Source organism: Prosthecobacter sp. (assembly GCF_034366625.1).
GTDB lineage: Bacteria > Verrucomicrobiota > Verrucomicrobiia > Verrucomicrobiales > Verrucomicrobiaceae > Prosthecobacter.
Genome location: NZ_JAXMIH010000028.1, coordinates 157,537 through 180,525, shown reverse-complemented (window position 1 = coordinate 180,525; position 22,989 = coordinate 157,537). Strand labels below are relative to the sequence as shown.

Below are 22,989 nucleotides of genomic sequence, written 5' to 3'. Positions count from 1 at the left end.
TCAGTGGCGAGGTGACAGGCGTGGCTCCAGCAGCGTCTTCACGCGGTTCAGGTCGTCCTGGCTGGCAAAGGTGATTTTGATCCGTTGTGTCACATCCTCAATCAGGAACCCGTGTTCCGTGACGAGGAATGAATCCGCCGGTTTGCCGTCGAGCATGAGCATCAGGTGCCGTCCTTGGCGCCAGCCGGCAGGATCGCGCAGCCGTTCATCCTGCGATTCAAACTCGATTTCCATCTTCGGGCTGTGCCAGGAAGTTGCGATCGACAAACCAAGAAGGTTGTGAGCCATGATCACCGGCAAGGCGCGGGCATGACCAGGTTGGTTGATGCCAAACTCCTTCAACGGCAAGCTCTCCTCGACAGGCGTGTCACTCACCTCATGCAGACTCAGCAGGGTGAAATCCCGCGCCAGCACGCAGCGGAAGCCGGTGTCCTCGTACAGCGACTCAAACGCAGGCATGACTTTCTTGTGCAGTGATGCCGCAGTCTCCTTGTCATCGGTGCTGTAACTGCCGCCGCGCGCGAACCCCAGCGCGCTTTTCTCATCAGAAGCGAACATCGGCAGCGCCACATCCGCCATCGTGCCCGCGCACCATTCCCAGGCGTTGCCCGCCAGGTCGTAAAGCCCCTGCGCATTGGGTTCAAAACTGCCGACCGGCGCGAGTGTCGCAAAGGCATCCTCATAGCCTTCGATGCCGCCACCGTCCTCGGTCATTGTTTTGGCTGACACCAGCCCTGCGGCCCGGAGCTTTTCATAACGCTCGCGGATTTCACCTCCTCTAAAATTGCCCGCACCGGGTGGTGGCGGCCATGTTTCGCCCCACGGGAAGGTGCCGGATGCCTTGCCTGCGGCGAGCGTCCATTCTTCCTGTGTCGGCAGGCGGTAGTAATCGTGTTCGCCGATGAGACCGTCACGCCGCTCCTTTTGTGTCAGCCAGGAACAAAAGGCGGCAGCGTCGTACAGATTGACCACCGTGGCAGGCTCCCAGCCGTAGATGTTGATGGCCGTCTTTCGATCCCACGGTCGTCCGGTATCCTCCACGAACTGGCTGTAGTCCTTCTCGCGCGTCTCCCATACGCTGAACCGCACCGTGGTACCCGGCAGCGGGATGAACCGCATGCCGAGGCTGTTTTCCCAGCCTCTCATGGCATGGATGCGTTGATCGAGACCGGTTTGAAATTTTCGCACGGCCTCGGCTTTCACTGCGTCGGGCTTCATCGCCAGGTAAGTTCGCAGATGCCGCTCTGCCGCGCGCAGCTCATCCGCCGCAGCCTCCGCCACGCTGAGATAATAATACGCTTCAGGAATCCACGGCGCGATCTGCGCGCAGTCGCGGAAATCTTGAACCGCCTTGCTCAGATCATTCTGTGTCCGCGCTTCGCCGAGATGTTTGCGCGCCTGCTCAAAGATGGATTCGAGCGCGGCGGGGAGCACTGGCGGTGGTTCCAGTTTCGCAGCGAGCGCGTGCAGCTTCAGCGCAAGCACATGCACCTGCGCATGGCTGTGCAGCGCGAGATGATAGGCCAGCTCATCGCGGTAAGCCGCAAACGCCTCATAAAGCCGGCCCTCCTTCTCCAGCTTCTGCGCATACGAGTCCGTCTGTGCCTTGCCAAGTTCCGCCATCCCCAAAAAAAGCGGCGGCGTGACGATCTGCCATTCATCCGCCAACTGCGCCCTGATCCAGCGTGTGCCCAGCCCTGTGCTACTGATGACGAGTGCCATGGTGGCCGTGGTCATCATGCCGGTCAGCCATCTGCCCCAGCGTGTGCGCGGCAGCAGCACCAGGATGCAGGCGAGCAGCAGCAGCCCGCCCACGCCGATCAAATCTGCCGTCAAAAGACTGGTCGTCACTAGGCCGAGATGCGCGGCCAGCATCCAGCCCATGCCCGCCAGCAGGACGCCCAAGGCGGTCAGGCACAAGATTTTGGCGGCGGCTGACATGATGAAAAAGGATGGGGCCGAGGGATCAGGGTTTGGCCGGCAGTTGCGGCGGTGGCGGCTCGCTTTGCGTCTTCTTTTTCTCATCCGGCAGTTCACCGCCGGCGAGGAGCGTGTCGAGTTTGCTCTTGGTTGCCTGGAGATCATTGCGCTTGTTGACGAGTTCCACCTCGGCTTTGCCCTTGTCGGCCTCCGCCTGAATTATGAGCGCGTCAGCCTCCTTTTCCTGCTTGGTGGCGGCCGCCAGCAGCGCCTGCGCCTCGGCGCTGTGGCCGGCCTTTTTTTTCTTCGCATCCTCGGTGTCGTCGGGCATGGCCTTGATCTCCGCCAACTTCGCCTGGGCTTTTTCCACCTCTTGCTGCGCGGTTTCTTTGATCTGCGTCGCCTCCGCCACTTTTTTCACCGTTTCCTGCACGGTTTTCACCGTTTCGGCCAGCTCTTGAATCTGTCGGGCGGCCACCGGCATCACCTGCTCCATCTGCGCTCGGAGTTTAGGCATGGTCGGCGTGATCTTCTTCAAACCTTCCCCGGACACGCTGGTGCCGAGAAATTTGCCGCCGTTCATGCCCTCGCTGCCTTGCTGCGCGGTGTAGCCCAGCCGCGCCAGCGCCTCGGCGGGTGTTTTCTCTCCCATTCCGACAAATGGCGCAAAGGCGTCCAGAGAAGCCTTGAGCATGGCCCGCAGTGTCTCCGCCTGCTTGTAGGCGCTGGCCGTCTGGAGTTCTTGTCCTGTCTGCGCCGGCATCTGAAACCCCACATAGCTGTCGGTGCCAAACGGCTGCTTCACCTCGACGAGTTGCTCCGCTGCCTGCTGCTTGCGCTCATTGACGACCGCATCGCGCAGATCCGTCTGCTTGCGCGTGTAATCCCGCGATTGCTCCACGAGCGCCGCCACCTCCTGACGATGTTTTTCCTCGGCGGCACGCAACGCCTGGTCAGCGGCCAGTTGTTGCGCCCATTTGTCTTGTGCGAGCTGGAGGTTGTTCTGGTAGCTCTGCCAGCCGGGATAAAAACGGACCGCTTCCGCGAATGCCTTGACTGCTTCCGCCCAGTTTCCTTGTTCCCCAAGCTTTTGGCCGCGGTCATTGGCGTCTATCGACTGACGGCGTGCTTGCTCAACTTGTGCTGCCACACGCTGCGTCTCACGAGCCTCCTCCACAATGCGGATGTTGGCGCGGTAAACATCCGAATCAGGATTGTAGTTCCACGCGAGGCGGAAGTACTTCTCTGCGCTGTCCCATTGCCTGGCCTGATGATAAAGGCGCGCATACTCGTTGTAGCACCAGGCGATGTTTTTGTTCACGACCCTCAGGTAAGCCGCCTGATTGGGCGACCACTGGCGCAGCAACGCCTCGGCATTGAAAAGGTTTTGCAGGGCGCTTTTCAGCGAGCTGGCACTGCCCGTGCGCTGAAATTCACGAATGTCGCGATCCGCCTGCCGGGACCATTCGAGCGCACGATCCGCATTGATGTCGGCCTGGCTGCGCTGCGGCACCGCCACGGGTGGCTGCCGCGACCAGCCGGTGTCGGGCGTTCTGCGGAATCCCACGCAATCGTGTCCGAGGGGCATGTAAGCCCGGCATGCGCTGCACCAGCCGAGATTGTATCCTGGGCTGCTGCTTTGTCCAAGCACCTGAGGCAGAGCCAGTGCGAACACCGCGCCAAGCACCACCAGCCAGGGCACACGATAGACGTGGCTCATTTCGCTCCTCCTTTCCGGGATTTGGCGCTGTCTGGAAACACGGTCGTGATCTCATCAGCCTCTTTCTCCGTGGCGATCTTGCCGATCATGGTCAGCGAAAAGAGAAACCGCTGGTCCAGCAGCTTGTAGGCATCCTCGTACTCCTTCACGGTGAGCTGTTTTTGATCCACTCGCGTCACCAGCTTTTCCGTTTCAGTTTTCCACATCTGGTAGGCCTCGAAAACACGCTCCTTCTCATCATTCTGCACGCGATCAAACGAGTGTAACAGACGCAACGCTTCCTCTTTGATCTGCTGCATGGCCTGTTGCAACGGCGTAGGCTTCGCCGGTTCCGGCGGCAGAATGAGATCGAGCAGATCCTCATCACTGTCCTCGGGCAGTTGGAAGGCCCGGCGCAGTTCTTGGTTGGTTTCCTTCTGCCGCATCGCCACGCCCTGCTTCAATCCTTTTTGCGCCTGCCCGTCCAGACTGGCGATGAGTTCGGCATACGACATCGTGGCGAGGCGGGAGTTCCGCCCGCCCGCCCGCGCCTTGATCTCCTCATGGACAGCAACAGCCTCCTTGCCCGCAAGGTGTTCTCTCACTCCTCTGGCATAGCCCTTCACCTTGGCGGGATCGACGGTGAAATCCTTCACAGCACGCAGATCCACCACGCTGGCCGGAATCACCGGCTCCACGGGCATGGTCTCGACCTTCTGCAAGACACCGGTCAGCGCCTCAATACGTCCCTTTGCCGCCGTGATCCCGGCATCGCAGGTCGCCATCGCATTCCGGGCCTTCGTGATGGCCTTTTGAATGACGGGCACGGATTCCTGATCTCCATCTGCCTGCGCCTTGGCCAGCAGTGCCTCCGCTTGGCTCAGCAAGGTGGCAGATTCGCTTCGCTCGGATTCCATCTGCCGCGTCTCAGCGTTTGCCTTTTCAAGGCGCTGTTGCAATCCGGCATTCAAAGCCTCGGAGCGCACGTCAGCAATCATCAGCATCAGGCCGCAAGCAAAGACGGTCTTTTTGAAGAAGCGGGCAAAGCAAGGCATGACAATCCTTCCTGTTGACTGGGCTGGATGCTACGACCACGCCACTGGCGTTGCAAGACGCAATCCTCGCGATGAATCGCCCGCGAAACGCGTTTGTTCCACCCATGAACGACATTTCCCGCCGCCGTCTTCTGCAAACCCTGCCGCTCGCCGCCCTCGCTAGCAGCTTTCACATCCATGTCCGCTCGCAGGAGTCAAAAAAGTCCTGGATCACCGGCAACCCGGCCATCGACAAACCGCGCGAGGTTGCGATCAACCTGCTGAAGCCCACGCAGGCGCAGATCGAGCACGCATGGGAGCTGCATTTCGGCTCGGTGGTGTTTGAGAGCTACGGATTCGCGCCACGCTGCGCCATTGATGCGGAGGCGATGAACGAGGTGATCAAAGCGGGCGCGTCAGCGGCGGAGATCGCCGATATACGCGAATCCATGTCGATGAACCGCAACGCGACGAACGAGCGCGAGCGCAAGGAGTTCCTCGACGCCTTCCATGCCGCCGGTGTGACCTGCATTTTCCAAAACACCGGCGAGGAAGGCAGCGATCCGATGCGCCTGATCAAACGTCTCGCACATTTCACGAAGGCCACCGACCTGATGAAGCCCGCGCTGTCGAAAGTGGTCACGGCGGAGGAAATCGTGGCCTTGAAAAAGTCAGGGAATGTTGGCCTGTGCTTCACCACCAACGGCGTGCCGCTGATGATGGACTGGGAAAGCGTGAAGGATGAGCTGCGCTTCATCCGCATCTTCCATGAGCTCGGCACACGCATGATGCACGCCACCTACAACCGCCGGAACCCCATTGGTGATGGCGCGGGCGAGCCGCACGACGGCGGATTGAGCGACTTCGGCCATGCCGCCGTCGCGGAGATGAACAAGATCGGCGTCATCGTCGATGTGGCGCACAGCGGCTGGAAAACGGCCTTCGATGCCGCCAAGGCCTCCGCGAAGCCGATGGTGGCGAGTCACACGACCTGCGCCTCGCTCTACAAACACTTCCGTGGCAAGCCGGATGATACCATCAAGGCCATCTGCGACACCGACGGCCTCGTCGGCATGTGCTGCATCCCACGTTTCCTCGGCGGCAAGGGCGACATCACCGCACTGATGGATCACCTCGACCACGTCATCAAAAAGTTCGGCTCCAAGCACGCCGCCATCGGCTGCGATGTGGCCTACACCTCGCGCTTTGACAAAGAACAGCGCGCCAAGCTCATGAAAGCCCCTGGCGGCAGGGCGGATCGCTGGGAGCATCTGTGGCCGAAGGATGACTATCAAACGACCATCGAGGCCGAGCAGAGTGTCGCCTGGTCCAACTGGCCGCTCTTCACCCTCGGCATGATCATGCGCGGCCACAGCGACGACACCATCCGGCAGGTGATCGGCGGAAACATGCTGCGCGTGCTGAAGGCGAACCAAGCCTGACCTTCTGGAGCCTGCAAGGCAGCCCATTTCCTGCGCGTTTGGTTTTTGGAGTTTCGGCGCTAAGCTGCCGGGTTCCAAAAACCCCCAGATGACCCCGCGTTTCCAGTTTCCCTCTCTCGCTTTGGGCGGCTTTGCCGTCGCCTGCTCGTTCGCCTCGGCGGCGGACACCTTTCCGCCGGACCAGATCGAGTTCTTTGAGAAAAGCATTCGTCCCGTGCTCGCCGAGCGCTGTTACGAGTGCCATGGGGCGCACAAACATCAAAACGGCCTGCGCCTCGATTCTCGTGCCGCCATCGTGCGCGGCAGCGAATACGGCAAAGTGGTCGAGCCGGGCAATCCGAGTGCGAGCAAGCTGATCAAGGCCATCAATCATGCTGCAGGTGTCGAGGCGATGCCGAAGAAGGGCGACAAACTGCCCGCACCGCAGATCGCCGCGCTGGAAAAATGGATCAGCCTCGGTCTGCCGTGGCCTGCGGAACCGGAGGTGGCCGATCATGCGGCCCCGAAGGCCGATCCGATGCAGCACTGGGCCTACAAGCAGGTGCAGAAGCCTGCGCTTCCCGCAGGTTTCACGGGCAATCCGATTGATGCCTTGGTCGGGGCCAAATTGAAAGCCGCCGGTCTTGATTTCGCCGCGCCAGCCGATCCACGCACGCTGACTCGTCGGCTGCATCTCACGCTCACCGGTCTGCCGCCGAAGTCGGATGAATCAGCCCAATCCGACCTCGCAGCGCTGATTCCCAAACTCCTCTCCAATCCCGCCTACGGCGAGCGCTGGGCGCGTTTCTGGCTCGATGTCGTGCGCTACGCGGACACAAACGGCTACCAGGTCGCCGGACGCAGCAATTTTTACCCCTACGCTTACACCTATCGCGACTGGATCGTGAAGTCGCTCAACGAGGACATGCCGTATGACCAGTTCGTGAGCTACCAGCTCGCGGCAGACCGTCTCACGGCGGCCACGCCGAATTCGCCGCATCTCGCGGCGCTGGGCTTCTACAATGTCGGCGAGCGCTTCATCAATGATCGCGTGCTCATCGCTGATGACCGCATTGATGTCGTGGGTCGCGGGCTGATGGGCCTCACGGTGGCTTGCGCGCGCTGCCACGATCACAAGTTCGATCCGATTCCCAGCCGCGACTACTACGCGATGTTCAGCATCTTCAACAGCAGCGACGAGCCGGACGAGCCTGCCATGCCCATCATCGGCAAGGCGGCGAACGAGCAGGAGGCCAAAGATTACGAAGCAAAGATTGTGGAGATCGAGAAGAAGGCGCTCGACTTCAAACGCACCGTTTACGACGAGTTCCGCCAGCCCGAGCGCCTCACCGAGTACCTCGTCTTTGCGCAGGAAACCGTCGGCATCGCGGACAGCACCGTGTTCAGGGGCAAAGCCGGCCAGATGAAGCTGCGGGACCGCGTGGCGGATCAGTGGCGTGACTTTTTGAAGCGTTACGCGCTCAATGCGAAGCCGCACGCCACGATGGTCGCGTGGAAACGCTTTGCCGAGCTGCCTGCGGGCGAATTTGCCGCCAAGGCGCCTGCGATTGCCCAGGAACTCGCGAAGCCGGAAAGCGGCTGCTCGCCGGAGATCGCCGCCACCTTTGCCAAAGCGCCGCCGAAGTCGATGAAGGACGTCGCCAGCGCCTACGCGCAGATCATTCTCGACAGCAAAGTGGAGCCGCTGCGCCAGCTCATGCAGGACAAGCTCTCGCCCATGTCCGTGCCCGTCGAAGGCGCGGACGCCTTCTTCACACGCAAGGACCGCGAGACCGTGGTGCGGCTGGAAAACGAGCGCTCGAAGCTCGACAGCACGCATGCCGGCGCACCACCGCGCGCGATGGTGCTGCTCGACAAACCAAAGCCCAATGACGTGCGCATTTACATCCGCGGCAATCCCGCGCGCCAGGGCGATCCTGCGCCGCGCGCGTGGCTCACGATGTTTGGCGGCAAGAAGTTCACGGAAGGCAGCGGCCGGCTTGAACTGGCCCAGCATGTCGCCAGCAAGGACAATCCGCTCACCGCCCGCGTCATTGCGAATCGCGTGTGGATGCAGCATTTCGGCAGGCCGCTCGTTTCGCAGCCCAGCGACTTCGGCGTGCAGACACCGAAGCCCGTGCAGGCTGATTTGCTCGACTACCTAGCCGCTTACCTCATGGAAAACGGCTGGAGCTTGAAGAAGCTGCACATGCTCATCTTGAGCAGCCGCACCTGGCAGCAGAGCAGCCATGCCACGCCGGAAAAACTCACGAAGGACGCCGAGAACGACCTGCTCAGCCGCTTCAACCGCCAGCGTCTGGATTACGAGACGATGCGCGACGCCATCCTCTCCGCCACGGGCGAACTGGACGCCGCGAAGCAAGGCGGACGCGCCGTCGAGTTGAACGCGAAGGACGCCGACACCCGCCGCACGCTTTACCTCAAAGTGGACCGCTACGATCAGGCCAGCGTGCCCGCGATGTTCGACTTCGCCAATCCCGACAGCCACAGCCCGCAGCGCTTCAACACCACCGTGCCACAGCAGGCGCTGTTTTTGATGAACAGCCCTTTCATACGCGCCCGTGCCGATGCCATCGCCAAGGCCACGCCGCTGAAAGGCAGCACGCTCGATTCCGAGGCCATCCGTGCGATGTATCAGCGCATCCTCGCCCGCGATCCGCAGCCCGATGAAGTCGAGCTGGCCCAGCGCTTCGCGGCGGATGCGGAAGCGCTCAATGGTGAAAAACCCTTCCGCTGGAGCTACGGCTCGATGAAGCTTTCCCGCACGCCGGATGGCAAACCTGCCTTCGCCGAGTTCCAGCCCTTCGCCCACCTCACCGAGCGCGGTGGTGGCGGGCAGAAGCTCTGGAGTCCGAGTGATAAAATCCCCAGCGCCGATCCGACATGGGGCCATGCCTTCTGGGCGAACTACGGCGGTCATGCCGCGCCCAAAGACCTCGCTGTCACCGCCCGGTGGCATGTGCCCACGGACATGAAAGTCAGCATCGACGCCGTCTTGAGCCGCAGCAGTGATCGCGGCGACGGCGTCCGCGCTTGGATTCACAACAGCCGCAGCGGAGTCGTCTCCGAATACTTCTGCACCCCGCAGAACAAGAAAGTGCCCACCCAGATCACCACCGACGTGAAGCGAGGTGACATCTTGAGCTTCGTCGTTCACAACGAATCCAGCACCGACAGCGACAGCTTCGACTGGCAGCCCCAGATCACCCGTGCTGACAACGGCGAAGTCCTCACCCATGCCAAGAATGACTTCTGCGGCTCCGATCGCTGGCCCTTCGGCCGCCAAAAGCCCCAGCAGCCGCTCAGCCAGCTCGCGCAGGTGCTCATGATCAGCAACGAGTTCATGTTTGTGGATTGAACCGGCTCGTACGTTGTTCACGCTTCAGCGTGAGATGCGTTTCGTCACGCTGAAGCGTGAACAACGTACTCCAAATACGTCTCGACACCGCTGTCGGCGTTTCGGTATCATGCCAGCATGAAATCGCTTCTTCGTGCTGCTGCCGTGGTGTCAGCCCTGGGTCTCCTTCTCGGCTGCGCTTGGTTTGCACAGAAGCAGGCGAATCCAGCCATGATGCCCGGTTCCAAAAGCGGCACCTTGATCATGTCCGGCAGCAAATCTTACACTGGCGGCACCACGATCAGCTCCGAGGCCTTGAAGCTGCAAACCGGCAAGCCGCTGCTGCCGCCCACGAAGCCATGAACATGGCGTCCAAACTCGCTCGAATCACCGTGGTGGTGTTTTCGCTGGCACTGCTGGTGGCTTATGTCTGGCATTCGCACGTCACGCCGAACACGCCACCGCCGGATCCGCTCGGTCTCAACACCGTCGAATGGGAGCTGCAGCCTGAGGTCGCCGAGTTTGAGGGCTTCACCAATCACGGTAGCCCGGCACCGCCAGGTGGACGGCAGGGGAACGAACTTCGCATCATCAGTTCGAAGGTCATCAACCAGCCGATTTTCTCGGCAAGGAAAACAACTGTGATCCAAGTTTCAGAAGCCGTCGGCGTGCCTTTTATGTACGTTCGGCCGATGATGGCGGGCAGCAAGAGCGGCCCGGTTCAATTCTTCGGCCTCCATGCTTGGCGACGGTTGGGGTTTTTCGGATATGAAATTGCACTGAATCCATATTCGGATGCTGAACCGAAGTCTTCACCTCCGACTCCTTTCCCAGACTGGTTGGCGAAGGGACATTCCGAGACTGCAAACCGTGGTCCTGATCCGTTTGCTCCAAATAACGCCACGCAGGATCCTTTTGCGCCGCTGTCAGAGAAGCCTGCGCCATGACTCTCCCAGCCATCATCCTCTCCACCGGTTTGAGCATCCTCTTCCTCGTGGTACTGTTCCGGCCGTTGGAAAAGCTCTTCCCCGCTCGTGAAGGCCAAAAGTTCCTGCGGCCGGCGTTCTGGACCGATTTGTTCTTTCTCCTCGGCCAATACCTGCTCTGGAGCGGCCTAGTGTTCTGGGCGCTGAATCACTTCCGTGGCTGGCTCGATGGCATCGTGCCCGCGAACTTCCGTGCCGCCGTCGCCGCGCAGTCGTGGTGGCTGCAGGCCATCGAAATGATCGTGCTGAGCGACTTCATCATCTATTGGGCGCATCGATTGCAGCATCGCGTGCCGTTCCTGTGGCGCTTTCATTCCATCCATCACAGCGCCGAGCATCTCGACTGGCTGGCGGCGCACCGGGAGCATCCGCTCGACACGATTTACACCGTCGGCCTCATCAACCTGCCCGCGTTCATCCTCGGCTTTCCGTTGGAAACGCTGGCCGGCTTCCTCGCCTTTCGTGGTCTGTGGGCCATCTTCATTCACTCGAACGTGCGTCTGCCCATCGGTCCGCTGCGCATGATCATCGGCGCGCCGGAACTTCATCACTGGCATCACGACAAGGCGCGTGATGCGGGCAACTACGCGAACATCTCGCCGCTGATGGACATCCTTTTCGGCACCTATCGCTGTCCGGATCACGAACCCGAGGCCTTCGGCATCCACGAACCGATTTCGAGGCACTACCTCGGCCAGCTTTGGCATCCCTTCCGCCGCCGGAAGAAGGACGCGGCATGATCCCGCGCAGCCTCATGGACTTTCCTGCCCGGCCTGGACGATCTGGGCCGAAATGGCAAGATCAGCCCTTCCTTGTCGTACAATGCCGCTAAAATTGACCTCCAACACTCACCCCTAGCACCCCATGTTCCGTATTCCTGGCGTTCCCGGCAAAGACCTTTGTGACAAGCATCTCGGCTTCTCGCGTCGCGACATCCTGCGCGTCGGCGGCGGCTCGATGATGGGCCTCACGCTCAACAACATCCTCCGTGCGCAGTCCGCCAGTGCCGCCACAGCACCCACAGGCGCAGGGCGTGCCGGATGGGGCAAGGCGAAGCACATCCTCATGATTTATCTCCAGGGCGGCCCCAGCCATCTCGATCTCTGGGATCCGAAGGAGAACGTACCGGACAATGTGCGCAGCATGTTCAAGACGATTCCGACCAAAGTTCCCGGCAAGCACTTCACCGAGATCCTGCCGCAGCTCGCGAAGGTGAACGACAAGTTCACGATGATCAATTCGATGAGCTACACGCCGAACGGTCTCTTCAATCACACGGCGGCCATCTACCAGATCATGACCGGCTACACGACCGACAAAGTCAGTCCCTCCGGCCAGCTCGAACCGCCGAACGCCAAGGACTTCCCCAATTTCGGCAGCAACATCGTGCGCCTCAAGCCGCTGAAGGAGCCGATGCTCCCATTCGTGCAGTTGCCGCGCCCCTTGCAAGAATCCAACGTCGTCGGCAAAGGCGGCGGTGCTGGCTTCCTCGGCAAGGCCTACGATCCTTACACGCTCTTCCCCGATGGCGACGACCTCGATATGGGCAAGATGGACCGCATCAAGATCGACGACCTCCAGCTTCGCCCAGATCTCTTCAGCGTGCGGCTCGAACGCCGTGCGAAGCTGCGCAATGCCATCAACGACCAGATGCCCACCATCGAGGCTGCCGTGAAGGACATGAGCCTCGACAGCTATTACAGTCAGGCGCTTGATCTCATCTCCAGCGGCCGTGCGCGCGATGCTTTCGCGCTCGATCGCGAAGCGGTGTCGATGCGCGACCGTTATGGCCGCAACACCTTCGGGCAAAGCTGCCTCCTGGCCCGTCGTCTGCTCGAAGCCGGCACCCGCGTCGTGGAAGTCATCTGGCCCAAGGTCGCCAACTCTGACAATCATTCGTGGGACCACCACACCGGCCTCACCACGCGCATGAAGACTCAGAGCGGCCCGATGCTCGACCAGGGTCTCAGCGCGCTGTTTGAAGATCTCGACGCCAGCGGCTTGCTCGATGAAACGCTCGTCGTCGCCCTCGGCGAATTCGGTCGCAGCCCCGAAAAAGGCGTCTCCACCAGCGGCAACAGCAACAGCGCCGATGGTCGCGACCACTGGCCGTATTGCTACACCGCCGTCATCGGTGGTGCCGGCATCAAGCGCGGCTACGTACACGGCAAATCCGACGCCACCGGCTCCGCCCCGGCTGAAGACCCCGTGCATCCCACCGAACTCCTCGCCACCATGTATCACGCCGTCGGCATCGACCCCGAGACGATTGTTTACAATCATCTCAACCAGCCGCGTGAACTCGTGAAGGCCAAGCCGGTGACGAAGCTGTTTGCGTAACGCCTTCAGTCATCATGAACGCTTCTCGCGGCCATCTTCGCTTCATCGCGGATGGCCGCGAATCTTTTCAGGAGTGCCGTCGAGATGAGATTCGTGAGGAACTGCTGCACAAACACGCCCGCGAACTTTCTACATCGTTGGTGGCTTCGCCGGCAAATTGAGCGCGAAGTCGCCCGTCGTGCGACAGCCACAGCGCCATCCCGGGATGCATTGTTCGTGATTGCAAAGTGAAGCAGACGCTCCTGCATGCCGCGTGCGTATGCTATCGTGCTTGCGCATGCCCGGCACTCCCACCCTCGAATCACGTCTCGTCGTCCGCGAACGCCCGGCACGCGCGCATGTGATGCACCAGCGCTGGGAGCAGCTCCTGTTCCTGCACTGGCGCTGGGACGCGGCTGAAATTCAGCAGACACTGCCGCCGGGTTTGTTCGTGGACACGTTTCAAGGCGAGGCATGGCTCGCCATCGTGCCGTTCCTCATGCGTGGCATTCGCCCGCGCTTCTACCCTCCCGTGCCAGGCATCAGCAACTTCCTCGAACTCAACGTGCGGACCTACGTCCACGATGCGCAAGGCCGTCCTGGCGTGTGGTTTTACTCGCTGGACTGCAACCAGCCGCTCGCTGTCTGGACCGCTCGCGCCTTCTTCCACCTGCCGTATCAGCATGCGCGCATGCAAGCGGCAATGAGCGACAACGAGATCGACTACACCTGTCACCGACGCGGGGAGGCGCACGAAGCACGTTTCCGCTATCGCATCACGGCTGAATCGCATCCTGCCCAGCCAGGCTCGCTCGAATTCTTCCTCGCCGAGCGCTACTTGCTGTTCTCGCAATCACCTCGCGGCATTCGATGTGGCCAGGTGCATCACACGCCGTATCCGCTGGCGGACGTGAAACTTGAAACCTGGAACTTGGAACCGTTGCTCCAGGCCGGTTTCGCCGACCCACAACGGCCACCCGATCACATTATCGGCTCGCCAGGCGTCGATGTGCGTGTGTATCCGCTCACCGCATGAACACCGTGATGCCTTCTTCTACCTTCGGCTTCACGGCGCGCAGTTTTTTGTCCGTGGAAGAGATTTGCTTGTCGCCTTGCAGGTAGTCCGGGATTTCCTCGCTGCTCGGATTGAACCGCACGCTCAGCTTGGCGGCCAGTTTGCCGCCCTCGAAGTTGGCGTAGCCGCCGTAGTCCCAGCTAAACCCGGTGATCTTGAACGGCTTGCCGTTGATCTTCTCGACCTCCTCGATGGTCATGCCGGATTTGAGGCCGTTTTCGAACTTCCACGCTTTGCCGATGACACGGATGTCGAACACGATCTTCTTGTCCTCCTTCTCCGGATCCCACACGATCTCCAGTTCACGTTCTGTGTCTTCAAACAGCTTCGCTCCAGGAAACGTGGAGCCCTCCGGGCCGGGCAGGTCCATGATTTTGAGGTTTTTCTTCCCGTAGGCCCGCTCGATCTCCACCGAGGTCATACCGGGCTTGATCAAGCCCACACGTTTGCCGAGCACGATGGTGTTGTCGGCGGGATCAAACTCATCCGCGTGAATGACAGGAACGAAAAGGGCGAGGAAGAAGAGGATGGCGCGCATGGGCCGATTACACCGACACCAGAACGGCAAATCAAGCTTGCAGTTCTCTTTTGCTCACGAACCCGTGCTACAGCCCCGATCTGATGAAGTCCACGCACTCCTGGGCATGCGTCATGACGATCAAATGCCCGCCATCCAAAACCAAATCCACCTCGGATGGCATGGGAATGACGGAGTCACGCCTGCCATGAATCCTCACCGGCCTGACTGTGCAAGCGGCGAGTCCTGCCCACCTGGCAATGGCCGGAAACATGGTCCGATAGAATGACGCCTGACAGACGCTGAACATCCGGATGGAATCCAGCACCGCCCGGGTGAAAGGCACCGGCTGTCTTCCAACCGAGCGCTCCAGAAGGTTTTCAAGGCGTCTGAAAAGCAACTGCAGCAATGGCAGAGGCACGATGCGCGTCAGCAGGCGCATGTTTTTCGTTTTTTTGAATTCGCCGCTATTTTCCCCGCTGGCGACAAGGATGAGTGAGCGAACTGATCTGATCCTGGCAATTTCGCAGGCAATCACACCGCCGAACGAGGTGCCGACGAGAACCGCCCCATCGGGAATCTGCCAGGCCTCGGCCATGAACCTGGCGACTGCGGGGATGTCAGATTCACCATGATACTCGGGCCAGTCGGTGCAGATGCAGCCGGGCAGATCCTGCCACGCACCGTGGTACGTGCGGCTGTCGGCACCCAGTCCAGGAATGAGGTAAACTGGCGCATCCATGAGATTCTGTTTGATCGTGGGTTGATGACAGCAGTGTGCCGGGCAGATACGAGCTTCGTCAGTTCGCAGACCGGCCCTTGCGGTGGGCCTTTATGAGCTGCGAATGGCGCAAGAAAATGTTGGCCAGTCTGTTCCGCATGCCAAACCAGGTGTTTTCATAGTGATGGATCGCGTACGAATCGCGGATGATGCGGGGGATCATAGGCGCATGGTGGGCGAATAGGAATGAGGCTGCTTTTGCGGATGCATTCGGGACTCCAGCCAGTCAATGAGGGCAGCTTCGTCAGGACGGTGCAGCACCCGCCGCTGCACTTCAGCCGCTTTTTGGCGCATGATCTCGTTCTCCAGGCAGCGCTTTAGCAGCGGTTCCGCCTTTCGGACGTTGAAATGGCGGATGTCCAGACTGTCTCCTACGCCCAGGCGGCGGACACGCTCGGCATTGTCCGGCTGATCGAACGCCATGGAGACGATGAACTGTGGCAAGCCTGCGGCGAAGCATTGCGACAGGGTGCCGATGCCACCGTGGTGTACAAAAGCCGCAGCACGCGGGAGCAGGGTGCTGAATGGCGCGTAGGCGGCCACAAAAATCGAAGCGGGCGGCAATGCGGGTGCTTGCTCGCGGTCGCGTGTCACAAAAACGGCCCTGCAACCAAGCCTTGCCACAAGTGCCGCGGCTGTGTCAAAGAACTGCCGTGCATGCAGGAAGCCGGTGCCCAAGGTGAAGACCACAGGTTTTTCGCCGGCCTCAAGAAACGCGTTCAAGGCGGGGTCGCACGGCTTGGTCTCGGCCAGATCTTCGAGAGGGAAATCCCATTGAAAAGTATTCTTGGGCCAGTCCGGTTGAGGTTTGGCATACCATTTGGGAAAGAGCGCCAGCACACCATCCGGGGAGTGCCACCATCCGCGTTGGAGATGGCGCGGCGGTTTGACTCCGTGCTCCAAACAATACCGGCGGACGGTTGGGAGAGCATGGCGGTCATACGGTGCCGCCAGGGAAAGAATGATCCTGCGCAGGAACAGCGGCTGCATGCGTAGAAGGCCGCCTGCGGGAAGACCGCCAGGCACCTCATGCGCGCTGACAAAGGCCATGGCATGCAGCACCACGGATACCAACGGCACACCGAGTTTTTCGCGCAGGAGATGCGCCGCGAAGTTGATGTTTGGAGCCACGAGCAGATCCGGCCTGCCATCGCGCTCCATGTCTTCCTCGAAGGCGGCGATGCAGTCTCCGATGCAGCGTCCGGCGTATTCAAAACCGAGCTTCAGGCCTTGGTGCGGCTTCCACAGCAGGGGATTTTTCAGAATCTCGTCAAATCCGTCGTCCTTCATCGCCACATACTTCAAACCGGCCCGTTCGGCGGCCTTGCGAAACGATTCGATCCAGATCATCGACACCTGGTGACCGCGTCTCAACAGCAGCCGGCCCAGCCAGATGTACGGCAGCACATCACCGGCGGTCCCGTGTGGGAGAAGAACGATTTTGGCCATCAGTCGTCAGCGGGTTGCGGGGTTGCCCATGTGTTCTTCCAGCCACGCCAGCAACGGCGCCGTGTCGCGTCGAGGATTCATGCGTGCGGCCAATTGCTCCGCATTTCGTGCGATGCCGTTATCTTCAATGCACCGTTGCAGCAGCGGCAACGCCTGCCTCACAGAAAAACGCCCCATGCGCGTACCAAGTCCGACGCCCAGCCGCTCCACGCGGCCAGCGTTGTCCGGTTGGTCCAGTGCCATCGCCACCATGAGCTGCGGAATGCCCGCTGCGATGCATTGAGCCACGGTGCCGATGCCGCCGTGATGCACGAATGCCCGTGAGCGCGGCAGCAGTAGGCTGAATGGCGCGTAGCGTGTCACGAAAATAGAGTCCGGCAGGTTCTCTGGCACCTGCTCTGGCTTGCGCGTCAGAAATACGGCGCGGTAGCCGAGCTGTCTCACCAGGGCGGCTGCCGTTTCAAAGAAGCGGTTGGCATGAAAGTGACCGGTTCCAGGCGTGAAGAGCACCGGTTTCTCCCCCGCCTCCAGAAACGCCTCCAGTTCCGGCTCCAGGGGGCATTCCGCCACCATGTCTTCCAGCGGGAAATCCCATTGCAGCAGATTTTTCGGCCAGTCGGGCTGCGGTTTCGTGTACCATTCCGGAAATAGAGCCAGCACTCCATCAGGAGAGTGCCACCACTGCTTCCACAGGCTCCACGGTTTACGTACACCATGCGCCGCGCAGCATGTACGAACCGCAGGCAGGGCAAAAAAATCCAACGGGTTCGGGAATGCGAGCACTGCCTTGCGGATCCAGAGCGGCAGCATCTGCAACAGACGGAACCCCGGCAGGGCCAGCGGAGGCTCATGCGCGCTCACAAACATCATCGGGTAGAGATGCACCGTCACAAGCGGGATGCCCAGTTTTTCGCGCAGTAACCGCGCGCCGAAGCAGATCATCGGCGCCAGCATCAGGTCCGGCGCGCCGCCGTTTGCGATCAGCTTTTCCACCGCCTTCACATAGCCGGCGGTGGAGCGTCCTGCGTGGCGGTAGGACACCAGTGACCCGACATCTCCCTGCCACATCATTGGATTGTGCAGCATCTTTTCCAGCTCGTCGTCCTCGACCGGGGCGAATTCCAGGCCGGCGCTGAGCACGGTTTCCCGATAAACCCCCGCCGTCACCAGTGTCACGCGGTGGCCGCGTTGCCGGAGCAATCTGCCCAGCCAGACGAATGGGTAGATGCTTCCAGCAGTCCCATAGGGCAGCAGCAGCACGTGACTCATGACATGGTTTGGGCGGGGTTCACACGTTCTTCAATCCAGCGCAACAAACGGTTCACGTCACCCGATTCTGCGAGCTGTGCTGCGCATTTCGCCGCAGATTGGCGAAATGACATTTCGTCCATCAGCCGCTTCAACTCACGCGCCACCCGGACTGGTGTGAACTGCCGCACACTGAGGCCGATGCCGGCGCCGAGGCGTTCCAAACGGTCCGCATTGTCCGGTTGGTCGTGCGCCATTGCCATGATGAGTTGCGGCACAGCGGCCGCGAGTCCCTGGGACATCGTGCCAATGCCGCCGTGATGCACAAAGGCTGACGCGTGCTTCAGCAGTGTGCTGAACGGTGCATAGTCGACTGTGAGAATGCTCGCAGGCAGATTCGGCGGCACTTGCTTCGGCTCCCGCGTGACAAAAACCGCTCGGCAACCAATGCGACGCACGGCTTCAGCAGCGACGGCGAAGAAACGTGATGCTTGAACATTCGCACTGCCTGGTGTGAACACGACCGGACGCTCACCGGGGGCTAGAAACGTCTGTAACTCCGGTTTGAGCGCCTGCTCAGTCGCCAAGTCCTCCAAAGGGAATGTCCATTGCAGCAGATTCGCCGGCCAGTCGGGTTGTGGTTTGGCAAACCATTCGGGAAAGAGCGCAAGAACGCCGTCCGGCGAGTCCCACCACTCCCGCCAGAGGCTTTTGGGCGGTTTCACACCATGCTCCTGGCAGATGCGCCGCACTTTGGGCAGCGCGAAGAGATCGACCGGGTTCGGCAGCGAGAACAGCACCCTCTTGAACCACACGGGCATGCGACGGAGCAGACGCATGGCCGGATGCAGCAGCGGCGTCTCATGCACGCTCAGAAACACCGCAGGCTGTAGATGCACCGTGATCAGCGGCGTGTCGTGCTTCTCGTGTGCAAGACGTGCGGCGAAGGCGGTGACCGGGGCGAGCATCAGATCGACTCTCCCGCAGCTCTCGATGGCCGCAAGATACGGCTCCACGGACTTCGCGGCGAATTCAAACACGACCTTCGTGCCATGACCGAGCTTCCAGATGCGCGGATCGCGGATCATGGCCTCGAATTCGTCTTTTTCGCCCAGCGGGATGAAATTCAGCCCCGCCTTGCGCGCCTGCTCCTCAAACAAACACGCGGTGATCATCGTCACACGATGTCCGCGTGCCATGAGATGCCGTCCCAGCCAGATGAAGGGAAACACATCACCGGCGCTGCCGAAGGGAAGGAGGAGAATCTCAGCCATGTCCGGTATCCAGCCTGCCATGCGACCAGCGTTTGAGCAACGCAGGCAGTGCCGTCGGTCGCGACATCGTCACATAGACGCCCGCCACCACCGCGCAGGCTCCGCAGAACCAGAAAATGTCTCCGGGCGTCCAGCCGAGACGGATGTTCAGTTCCTTTTGCAGCAAGGCCGCCGCGCTGATGCCCACCCATGACAACCACGAAGCCGCGCCCTGCACCGAGCCTTTGCGATCTGCCGGTGGACGATGTTGAAGCACCGCAGCCAGCGGCACGATGAACATGCCGCCGCCGATGCCCAGCAGAGTGAGGCAGACGGTAAAAATTGACTTGGAAATGTCCTCGATGCCGAGTGCGAAGCCCATCGCGGCCATGAGGAAGGCACCGAGCGGGATGAGGCCATACTCGACGTGATCGCCGCTCAATTTGCCCGCCAGCAGACTGCCAGCGGCCATGCCGATGGCGAGCGCGACCTGCAAGGCGCTGTTTTCCATCGGCTTGATGTGCATGACCTGCTCCGCGTAGAGAACGAGGTTCATCTGCAACAGCACGGCGATAAAAAAGAACCCTGTGTTGCCGAGATTCGCACGCCACAGGTCGCGATCCGTGCGCATCCAGCGGAATTCACGCCACAAATCGCCGAGGAAGTTGATGCGCAGCGGTTTGTGAGGACTCGCGGCAGGAACACGCGTGATGCCCAGGCTCATCAGCCAGCCGATAGTCGCCAGGACGAGCAGAATGCCGCCTGACCACGCCGGCTTGCCCGCAAAGCTCTCCGCCAGCCACGCGGCGGCCAGCGTGCCGAAGATCGCCGCGAGAAAGGTGAGCATCTCGATCACGCCATTGGCCCACGAGAGTTTCTTTGGCGGGACGACCTCAGGCAGCGAGCCATATTTCGACGCGGCGAAGAAGGCGCTATGAACGCCCATGAGGCAGATGCTGGCGAGTTGCAGTCCCATCTTGCCCGAGGCCAGCGCATAGGTGGCGAAGACCATGATGCCGATCTCCATCGTCTTCACGCCGATCATCACATGCCGTTTGCTGAAACGGTCCGCCATCCAGCCGCCAAACATCGAGAGCAGCAGGAACGGGATCGCAAAGTACATGCCCGAGTCAGACACCAGGCTGTCGAGCTGCTCCTTCGGCATCTTCTGCGCAATGACGAGGTAGATGACCAGCCACTTGAGCACGTTGTCGGAAAACGCTCCTTGGAATTGCGTGCCCATCAGGCACCAGAAGCCGCGCTTCCAGTGGGTTTCGGTGATCGGGGAGGGAGAAGGGTTCATGCGCGTTTGGCGGCGGCTTGGGCAGGCGTGGGGCAGATTTTCTTCAAAAGAAAGTGCGTGGGAATAAACACGAGGATGATCAGCAGCGCGATCCATGTCACAAGATAAAGCTCCGCACTCATCCAAGTCTGCGGCTGCGCATCGTCCATGCCGAAGACGTAGTTGATGTTGCGCGGCAGATTCGGGTCCGGCAGCGTTTCGCCTGCTTTTGGGAACAGGAAGAAAGCGGCAAGACACAAACCCGACGCCGAGGCCGTCCAGCCTTTCAAAGCGCGACGGTCATAGCCGAGCTTGAAGACGAGAAAGAGCAGCAGAAACGGCAGCCAGCCGTGGAACAGCGACAAACCGCGCAGGAACAGCGGCTTCGTTTCATCAAACATGTAGGACGTCATGCCGGTCATTTTGTTGCCAGTGAATTGCACCACGAAATCCACACACCACAACGCCTGTGGCATCAAGATACCCACGGCGGGCAGCGAGATGAGCAGCGGCTTTTCCAGCCACACGCCGACGAGCGTGAGCAGCAGCGCGATGTCACAGAAGTAGAGGAAGTTCGTCGGACCGTAGTGATACCAGTAAACGGGAATCAAAACCGCCATGAAGGCGGTGTAGGACACTTTGAGCCAGAGCGGGATCGCGGGTGAAGGATGTGTTTTCATGCGAGGGCAGCTTCCAGCGCGGAGATCAGATCGACCAATCGACCGTTTTTGAGTTTGTATTGAGAAAAGGCATGATCAACGCAGCCAGGCATCAATCGCAGGCGAGACATTGCCCGCGATGTGATAGGCAAAGAAGGCTACCGCAGCCCCGGCGATCACGTCCAGCGTGTAATGCGCCCGCAGCACCAGAACCGTGGCCATTTCACCTACCGCGATCACGGCGACGGTGATGCCAAGCCACAGCGGGCCGACGTGCGCGAGTTCCAGCGCGCCGAGCACGGCCAGCGCCGTGTGGCCGGAGAAAAAGAAGTCATTCCCCACCTCATACGTCACCAGCAGTGAAGGGCTGCCCGGATGCCGCCAGATCATGCCGGGAGGCGGCGGCAGCGTGCAGATGGCCTGTGAAAGCTGCCGCAGGCCAAACAGAATGAGCAGCGCAACGAACGGCGCGAAGCTGCCGCCAAACACCGCCAGCGCGATGACAGACAGCGCCAGCACGTCGATGAAAAACGAGCTCACGATGAGCAGCCGGTTCGCCGCAAGATCATTCACGCTGAGCCAGCCATGCCAGCGGGCGGTGAGATCGTGAACGAGATCGCCGAGGCCGTGACGCGGTGTGCTTTTGCGGGCGATGAGGATTTGCGTCCAATGCCAGGCGCCGAGCGCCAGCGCGACGACGCCGATGCGGATGAGGATGGTGGTGAGGTTCATGATTTGCGATGGGAGAGGGATTGGGCCATGAGCGATTCGAGACGCTGGCGGATTTCGAGCGTGACGGGATCGGCAGGCACGCCGCGTGGCCGTTCGGGTGAGACTTCAATCGCTTCGCCGATCATCACGACGGCTCGCATCGGTGGATGCGGACGTGCCACATCGGTCAGGTCTTCTTCAAAACGCTCGACCGTTTCCAGCAGGCGTTCCGGCGACTCCGAGGTGTCGAGATAGCTGCCAGGATAGCAGTGCAGCTGCTGCACGAGGTAGAGATCGGCCAGTTGCCGCCAGCGCGCGGTTTTATCGGCCTCGGAGAGAGTTTCGTCGTGCAGATCAGGCACGATGGCGGTGCGCAGCGCCTTGATGCGCTCCATGGTGTCTTTGTCACGACGCGGAGCTTTGAGCCAGCGTGCTTCCAACGGTGAAAGCAGATGGTCGATCAACGTCCCAACACGCTCCGCCAGCGATCCGCTGCGGGTGGCGCCGAGATACTCGATCTCTTTGAGCGACAGCAGCGCCTCACCGAGTTTCGCGATACGTTCCCGCATGGAAAGATGCGTTTGCGGCTGCCAGGTGAGCTTCGTTTCGATGTCCTTGAGCACCGGGCGCAGTGTTGATTCGAGATCGCCCTCGAAGAAATAGCGCAGGAAGGTCGGATGAATCACCACCTTGCGTTTCGGGTCGATCTTTGCCGCCATTTTGGCTCCCAGCCGCGCCATGAAGGCCACACCGTCCATCAGGTTCGCCAGATGATCGTTGCTGCGCGTGATGAAGCCTTCGGGAAACACGACCAGCGGTCGCCGTGCCTCGCCAAGAATCTGCGTGGCATGATTCAACGACTCGCGGTCCATCCCTTCGCGATACATGCTGAATCCGCCCATGCGCGGCAGCAGGAACGACTGCATGCGGCTCTGATGAAAAATATGCCAGCTCGCCATCGTGCTGAAATCGCAGCGCACATGCGGCCGCAGGCTGCGTGCGATCACCATCGGGTCACCGGGCCGGCAGTGATTCGCCGCCAGCAGCACGCCATGACCTGCGTTCAGCGAGTCTCGCAGCCGCTCCGCGCCGACGCATTCGCAGGATTCGATGCCATAGGCCTTTCGCAGATGCCCCGGCAGCCAGAGATGAACCAGCGCGCTCCAGAAGCGGCTGTTGCGGGAAGGAATGAAACGATAGGGCTTGTCGATGATGAGCTGTTGCATGGCGCAACCGTGCTCATCCTGACGCCATTCCTCGAATTGATAAAAGCCGAG

General features: G+C 60.7%; 20 protein-coding genes. 8 read left to right on the top strand and 12 right to left on the bottom strand.

Annotated features, from left to right (window positions below; genetic code table 11):
- Genes U1A53_RS25895 through U1A53_RS25885 form a run of 3 tightly spaced genes read right to left on the bottom strand, consistent with a single transcriptional unit; the run spans nt 1 to nt 4,674 of the window.
- Nucleotides 1-1,941 carry an SUMF1/EgtB/PvdO family nonheme iron enzyme gene (locus U1A53_RS25895; protein WP_322284804.1) on the bottom strand — a complete coding sequence of 647 codons (1,941 nt, stop codon included), beginning with the start codon at nt 1,939-1,941 and terminating at the stop codon, nt 1-3.
- Nucleotides 1,942-1,966: 25 nt separating this feature from the next.
- Entirely contained in the window at nt 1,967-3,640 is a 1,674-nt protein-coding gene (locus U1A53_RS25890) for a hypothetical protein (RefSeq protein ID WP_322284803.1), read from the bottom strand.
- A complete protein-coding gene (locus U1A53_RS25885; protein WP_322284802.1) occupies nt 3,637-4,674 on the bottom strand; it encodes a hypothetical protein in 1,038 nt (345 codons plus the stop codon). The genes U1A53_RS25890 and U1A53_RS25885 overlap by 4 nt, the downstream gene beginning before the upstream one ends.
- Before the next feature lie 104 nt (nt 4,675-4,778).
- On the opposite strand from U1A53_RS25885, the gene U1A53_RS25880 reads away from it, so the two are divergent.
- From U1A53_RS25880 to U1A53_RS25845, 8 genes are all read left to right on the top strand, one after another.
- Entirely contained in the window at nt 4,779-6,095 is a 1,317-nt protein-coding gene (locus tag U1A53_RS25880) for a membrane dipeptidase (RefSeq protein WP_322284801.1), read from the top strand.
- An 88-nt stretch (nt 6,096-6,183) separates the two neighbouring features.
- Nucleotides 6,184-9,453, top strand: a complete 3,270-nt coding sequence (locus U1A53_RS25875; protein WP_322284800.1) for a PSD1 and planctomycete cytochrome C domain-containing protein — start codon at nt 6,184-6,186, stop codon at nt 9,451-9,453.
- A gap of 117 nt (nt 9,454-9,570) precedes the next feature.
- Nucleotides 9,571-9,795 (top strand): hypothetical protein, encoded by a 225-nt coding sequence (locus tag U1A53_RS25870; RefSeq protein ID WP_322284799.1) that lies wholly within the window; start codon nt 9,571-9,573, stop codon nt 9,793-9,795.
- A complete protein-coding gene (locus tag U1A53_RS25865; RefSeq protein WP_322284798.1) occupies nt 9,792-10,379 on the top strand; it encodes a hypothetical protein in 588 nt (195 codons plus the stop codon). The genes U1A53_RS25870 and U1A53_RS25865 overlap by 4 nt, the downstream gene beginning before the upstream one ends.
- The gene (locus tag U1A53_RS25860; protein ID WP_322284797.1) at nt 10,376-11,158 is read left to right on the top strand and encodes a sterol desaturase family protein; all 783 of its coding nucleotides are present in this window, start codon (nt 10,376-10,378) and stop codon (nt 11,156-11,158) included. The genes U1A53_RS25865 and U1A53_RS25860 overlap by 4 nt, the downstream gene beginning before the upstream one ends.
- A gap of 124 nt (nt 11,159-11,282) precedes the next feature.
- Nucleotides 11,283-12,758, top strand: coding sequence for a DUF1501 domain-containing protein (locus tag U1A53_RS25855; protein ID WP_322284796.1), 1,476 nt, complete (start codon nt 11,283-11,285; stop codon nt 12,756-12,758).
- A 14-nt stretch (nt 12,759-12,772) separates the two neighbouring features.
- Entirely contained in the window at nt 12,773-12,919 is a 147-nt protein-coding gene (locus U1A53_RS25850) for a hypothetical protein (RefSeq protein ID WP_322284795.1), read from the top strand.
- Nucleotides 12,920-13,035: 116 nt separating this feature from the next.
- A complete protein-coding gene (locus tag U1A53_RS25845) occupies nt 13,036-13,773 on the top strand; it encodes a DUF2071 domain-containing protein (RefSeq protein ID WP_322284794.1) in 738 nt (245 codons plus the stop codon).
- On the opposite strand, the gene U1A53_RS25840 is transcribed toward U1A53_RS25845, so the two are convergent.
- The 9 genes from U1A53_RS25840 to U1A53_RS25800 all read right to left on the bottom strand — a co-directional run bounded on the left by U1A53_RS25840 (nt 13,763) and on the right by U1A53_RS25800 (nt 22,938).
- Nucleotides 13,763-14,350, bottom strand: a complete 588-nt coding sequence (locus U1A53_RS25840) for a hypothetical protein (RefSeq protein WP_322284793.1) — start codon at nt 14,348-14,350, stop codon at nt 13,763-13,765. The two genes, U1A53_RS25845 and U1A53_RS25840, sit on opposite strands and share 11 nt — an antisense overlap.
- A 67-nt stretch (nt 14,351-14,417) precedes the next feature.
- Complete coding sequence (locus U1A53_RS25835) at nt 14,418-15,071, bottom strand: alpha/beta hydrolase (RefSeq protein WP_322284792.1); 654 nt, start codon at nt 15,069-15,071, stop codon at nt 14,418-14,420.
- 198 nt (nt 15,072-15,269) lie between these two features.
- Entirely contained in the window at nt 15,270-16,559 is a 1,290-nt protein-coding gene (locus U1A53_RS25830) for a nucleotide disphospho-sugar-binding domain-containing protein (RefSeq protein ID WP_322284791.1), read from the bottom strand.
- A gap of 6 nt (nt 16,560-16,565) precedes the next feature.
- Nucleotides 16,566-17,828 carry a glycosyltransferase gene (locus tag U1A53_RS25825; protein WP_322284790.1) on the bottom strand — a complete coding sequence of 421 codons (1,263 nt, stop codon included), beginning with the start codon at nt 17,826-17,828 and terminating at the stop codon, nt 16,566-16,568.
- Entirely contained in the window at nt 17,825-19,081 is a 1,257-nt protein-coding gene (locus tag U1A53_RS25820) for a glycosyltransferase (RefSeq protein WP_322284789.1), read from the bottom strand. The genes U1A53_RS25825 and U1A53_RS25820 overlap by 4 nt, the downstream gene beginning before the upstream one ends.
- The gene (locus tag U1A53_RS25815; RefSeq protein ID WP_322284788.1) at nt 19,074-20,363 is read right to left on the bottom strand and encodes an MFS transporter; all 1,290 of its coding nucleotides are present in this window, start codon (nt 20,361-20,363) and stop codon (nt 19,074-19,076) included. Before U1A53_RS25815 ends, U1A53_RS25820 begins: the two co-directional genes overlap by 8 nt.
- Complete coding sequence (locus tag U1A53_RS25810) at nt 20,360-21,022, bottom strand: hypothetical protein (RefSeq protein WP_322284787.1); 663 nt, start codon at nt 21,020-21,022, stop codon at nt 20,360-20,362. Before U1A53_RS25810 ends, U1A53_RS25815 begins: the two co-directional genes overlap by 4 nt.
- 75 nt (nt 21,023-21,097) lie before the next feature.
- Entirely contained in the window at nt 21,098-21,733 is a 636-nt protein-coding gene (locus U1A53_RS25805; RefSeq protein WP_322284786.1) for a phosphatase PAP2-related protein, read from the bottom strand.
- On the bottom strand, nt 21,730-22,938 hold the full coding sequence (locus U1A53_RS25800; RefSeq protein WP_322284785.1) for a 1-acyl-sn-glycerol-3-phosphate acyltransferase: 1,209 nt from the start codon (nt 22,936-22,938) through the stop codon (nt 21,730-21,732). Before U1A53_RS25800 ends, U1A53_RS25805 begins: the two co-directional genes overlap by 4 nt.
- Between the last annotated feature and the right edge of the window lie 51 nt (nt 22,939-22,989).

What these genes read in the sequence shown, in the direction of transcription:
- U1A53_RS25840 (WP_322284793.1), bottom strand. Translation starts at nt 14,350, where the DNA reads ATGCGCGCCATCCTCTTCTTCCTCGCCCTTTTCGTTCCTGTCATTCAC.
- U1A53_RS25890 (WP_322284803.1), bottom strand. Translation starts at nt 3,640, where the DNA reads ATGAGCCACGTCTATCGTGTGCCCTGGCTGGTGGTGCTTGGCGCGGTG.
- U1A53_RS25875 (WP_322284800.1), top strand. Translation starts at nt 6,184, where the DNA reads ATGACCCCGCGTTTCCAGTTTCCCTCTCTCGCTTTGGGCGGCTTTGCC.
- U1A53_RS25815 (WP_322284788.1), bottom strand. Translation starts at nt 20,363, where the DNA reads ATGAACCCTTCTCCCTCCCCGATCACCGAAACCCACTGGAAGCGCGGC.
- U1A53_RS25855 (WP_322284796.1), top strand. Translation starts at nt 11,283, where the DNA reads ATGTTCCGTATTCCTGGCGTTCCCGGCAAAGACCTTTGTGACAAGCAT.
- U1A53_RS25860 (WP_322284797.1), top strand. Translation starts at nt 10,376, where the DNA reads ATGACTCTCCCAGCCATCATCCTCTCCACCGGTTTGAGCATCCTCTTC.
- U1A53_RS25895 (WP_322284804.1), bottom strand. Translation starts at nt 1,941, where the DNA reads ATGTCAGCCGCCGCCAAAATCTTGTGCCTGACCGCCTTGGGCGTCCTG.
- U1A53_RS25870 (WP_322284799.1), top strand. Translation starts at nt 9,571, where the DNA reads ATGAAATCGCTTCTTCGTGCTGCTGCCGTGGTGTCAGCCCTGGGTCTC.
- U1A53_RS25865 (WP_322284798.1), top strand. Translation starts at nt 9,792, where the DNA reads ATGAACATGGCGTCCAAACTCGCTCGAATCACCGTGGTGGTGTTTTCG.
- U1A53_RS25805 (WP_322284786.1), bottom strand. Translation starts at nt 21,733, where the DNA reads ATGAACCTCACCACCATCCTCATCCGCATCGGCGTCGTCGCGCTGGCG.
- U1A53_RS25845 (WP_322284794.1), top strand. Translation starts at nt 13,036, where the DNA reads ATGCCCGGCACTCCCACCCTCGAATCACGTCTCGTCGTCCGCGAACGC.
- U1A53_RS25835 (WP_322284792.1), bottom strand. Translation starts at nt 15,071, where the DNA reads ATGGATGCGCCAGTTTACCTCATTCCTGGACTGGGTGCCGACAGCCGC.
- U1A53_RS25885 (WP_322284802.1), bottom strand. Translation starts at nt 4,674, where the DNA reads ATGCCTTGCTTTGCCCGCTTCTTCAAAAAGACCGTCTTTGCTTGCGGC.
- U1A53_RS25810 (WP_322284787.1), bottom strand. Translation starts at nt 21,022, where the DNA reads ATGAAAACACATCCTTCACCCGCGATCCCGCTCTGGCTCAAAGTGTCC.
- U1A53_RS25820 (WP_322284789.1), bottom strand. Translation starts at nt 19,081, where the DNA reads ATGGCTGAGATTCTCCTCCTTCCCTTCGGCAGCGCCGGTGATGTGTTT.
- U1A53_RS25800 (WP_322284785.1), bottom strand. Translation starts at nt 22,938, where the DNA reads ATGCAACAGCTCATCATCGACAAGCCCTATCGTTTCATTCCTTCCCGC.
- U1A53_RS25825 (WP_322284790.1), bottom strand. Translation starts at nt 17,828, where the DNA reads ATGAGTCACGTGCTGCTGCTGCCCTATGGGACTGCTGGAAGCATCTAC.
- U1A53_RS25850 (WP_322284795.1), top strand. Translation starts at nt 12,773, where the DNA reads ATGAACGCTTCTCGCGGCCATCTTCGCTTCATCGCGGATGGCCGCGAA.
- U1A53_RS25830 (WP_322284791.1), bottom strand. Translation starts at nt 16,559, where the DNA reads ATGGCCAAAATCGTTCTTCTCCCACACGGGACCGCCGGTGATGTGCTG.
- U1A53_RS25880 (WP_322284801.1), top strand. Translation starts at nt 4,779, where the DNA reads ATGAACGACATTTCCCGCCGCCGTCTTCTGCAAACCCTGCCGCTCGCC.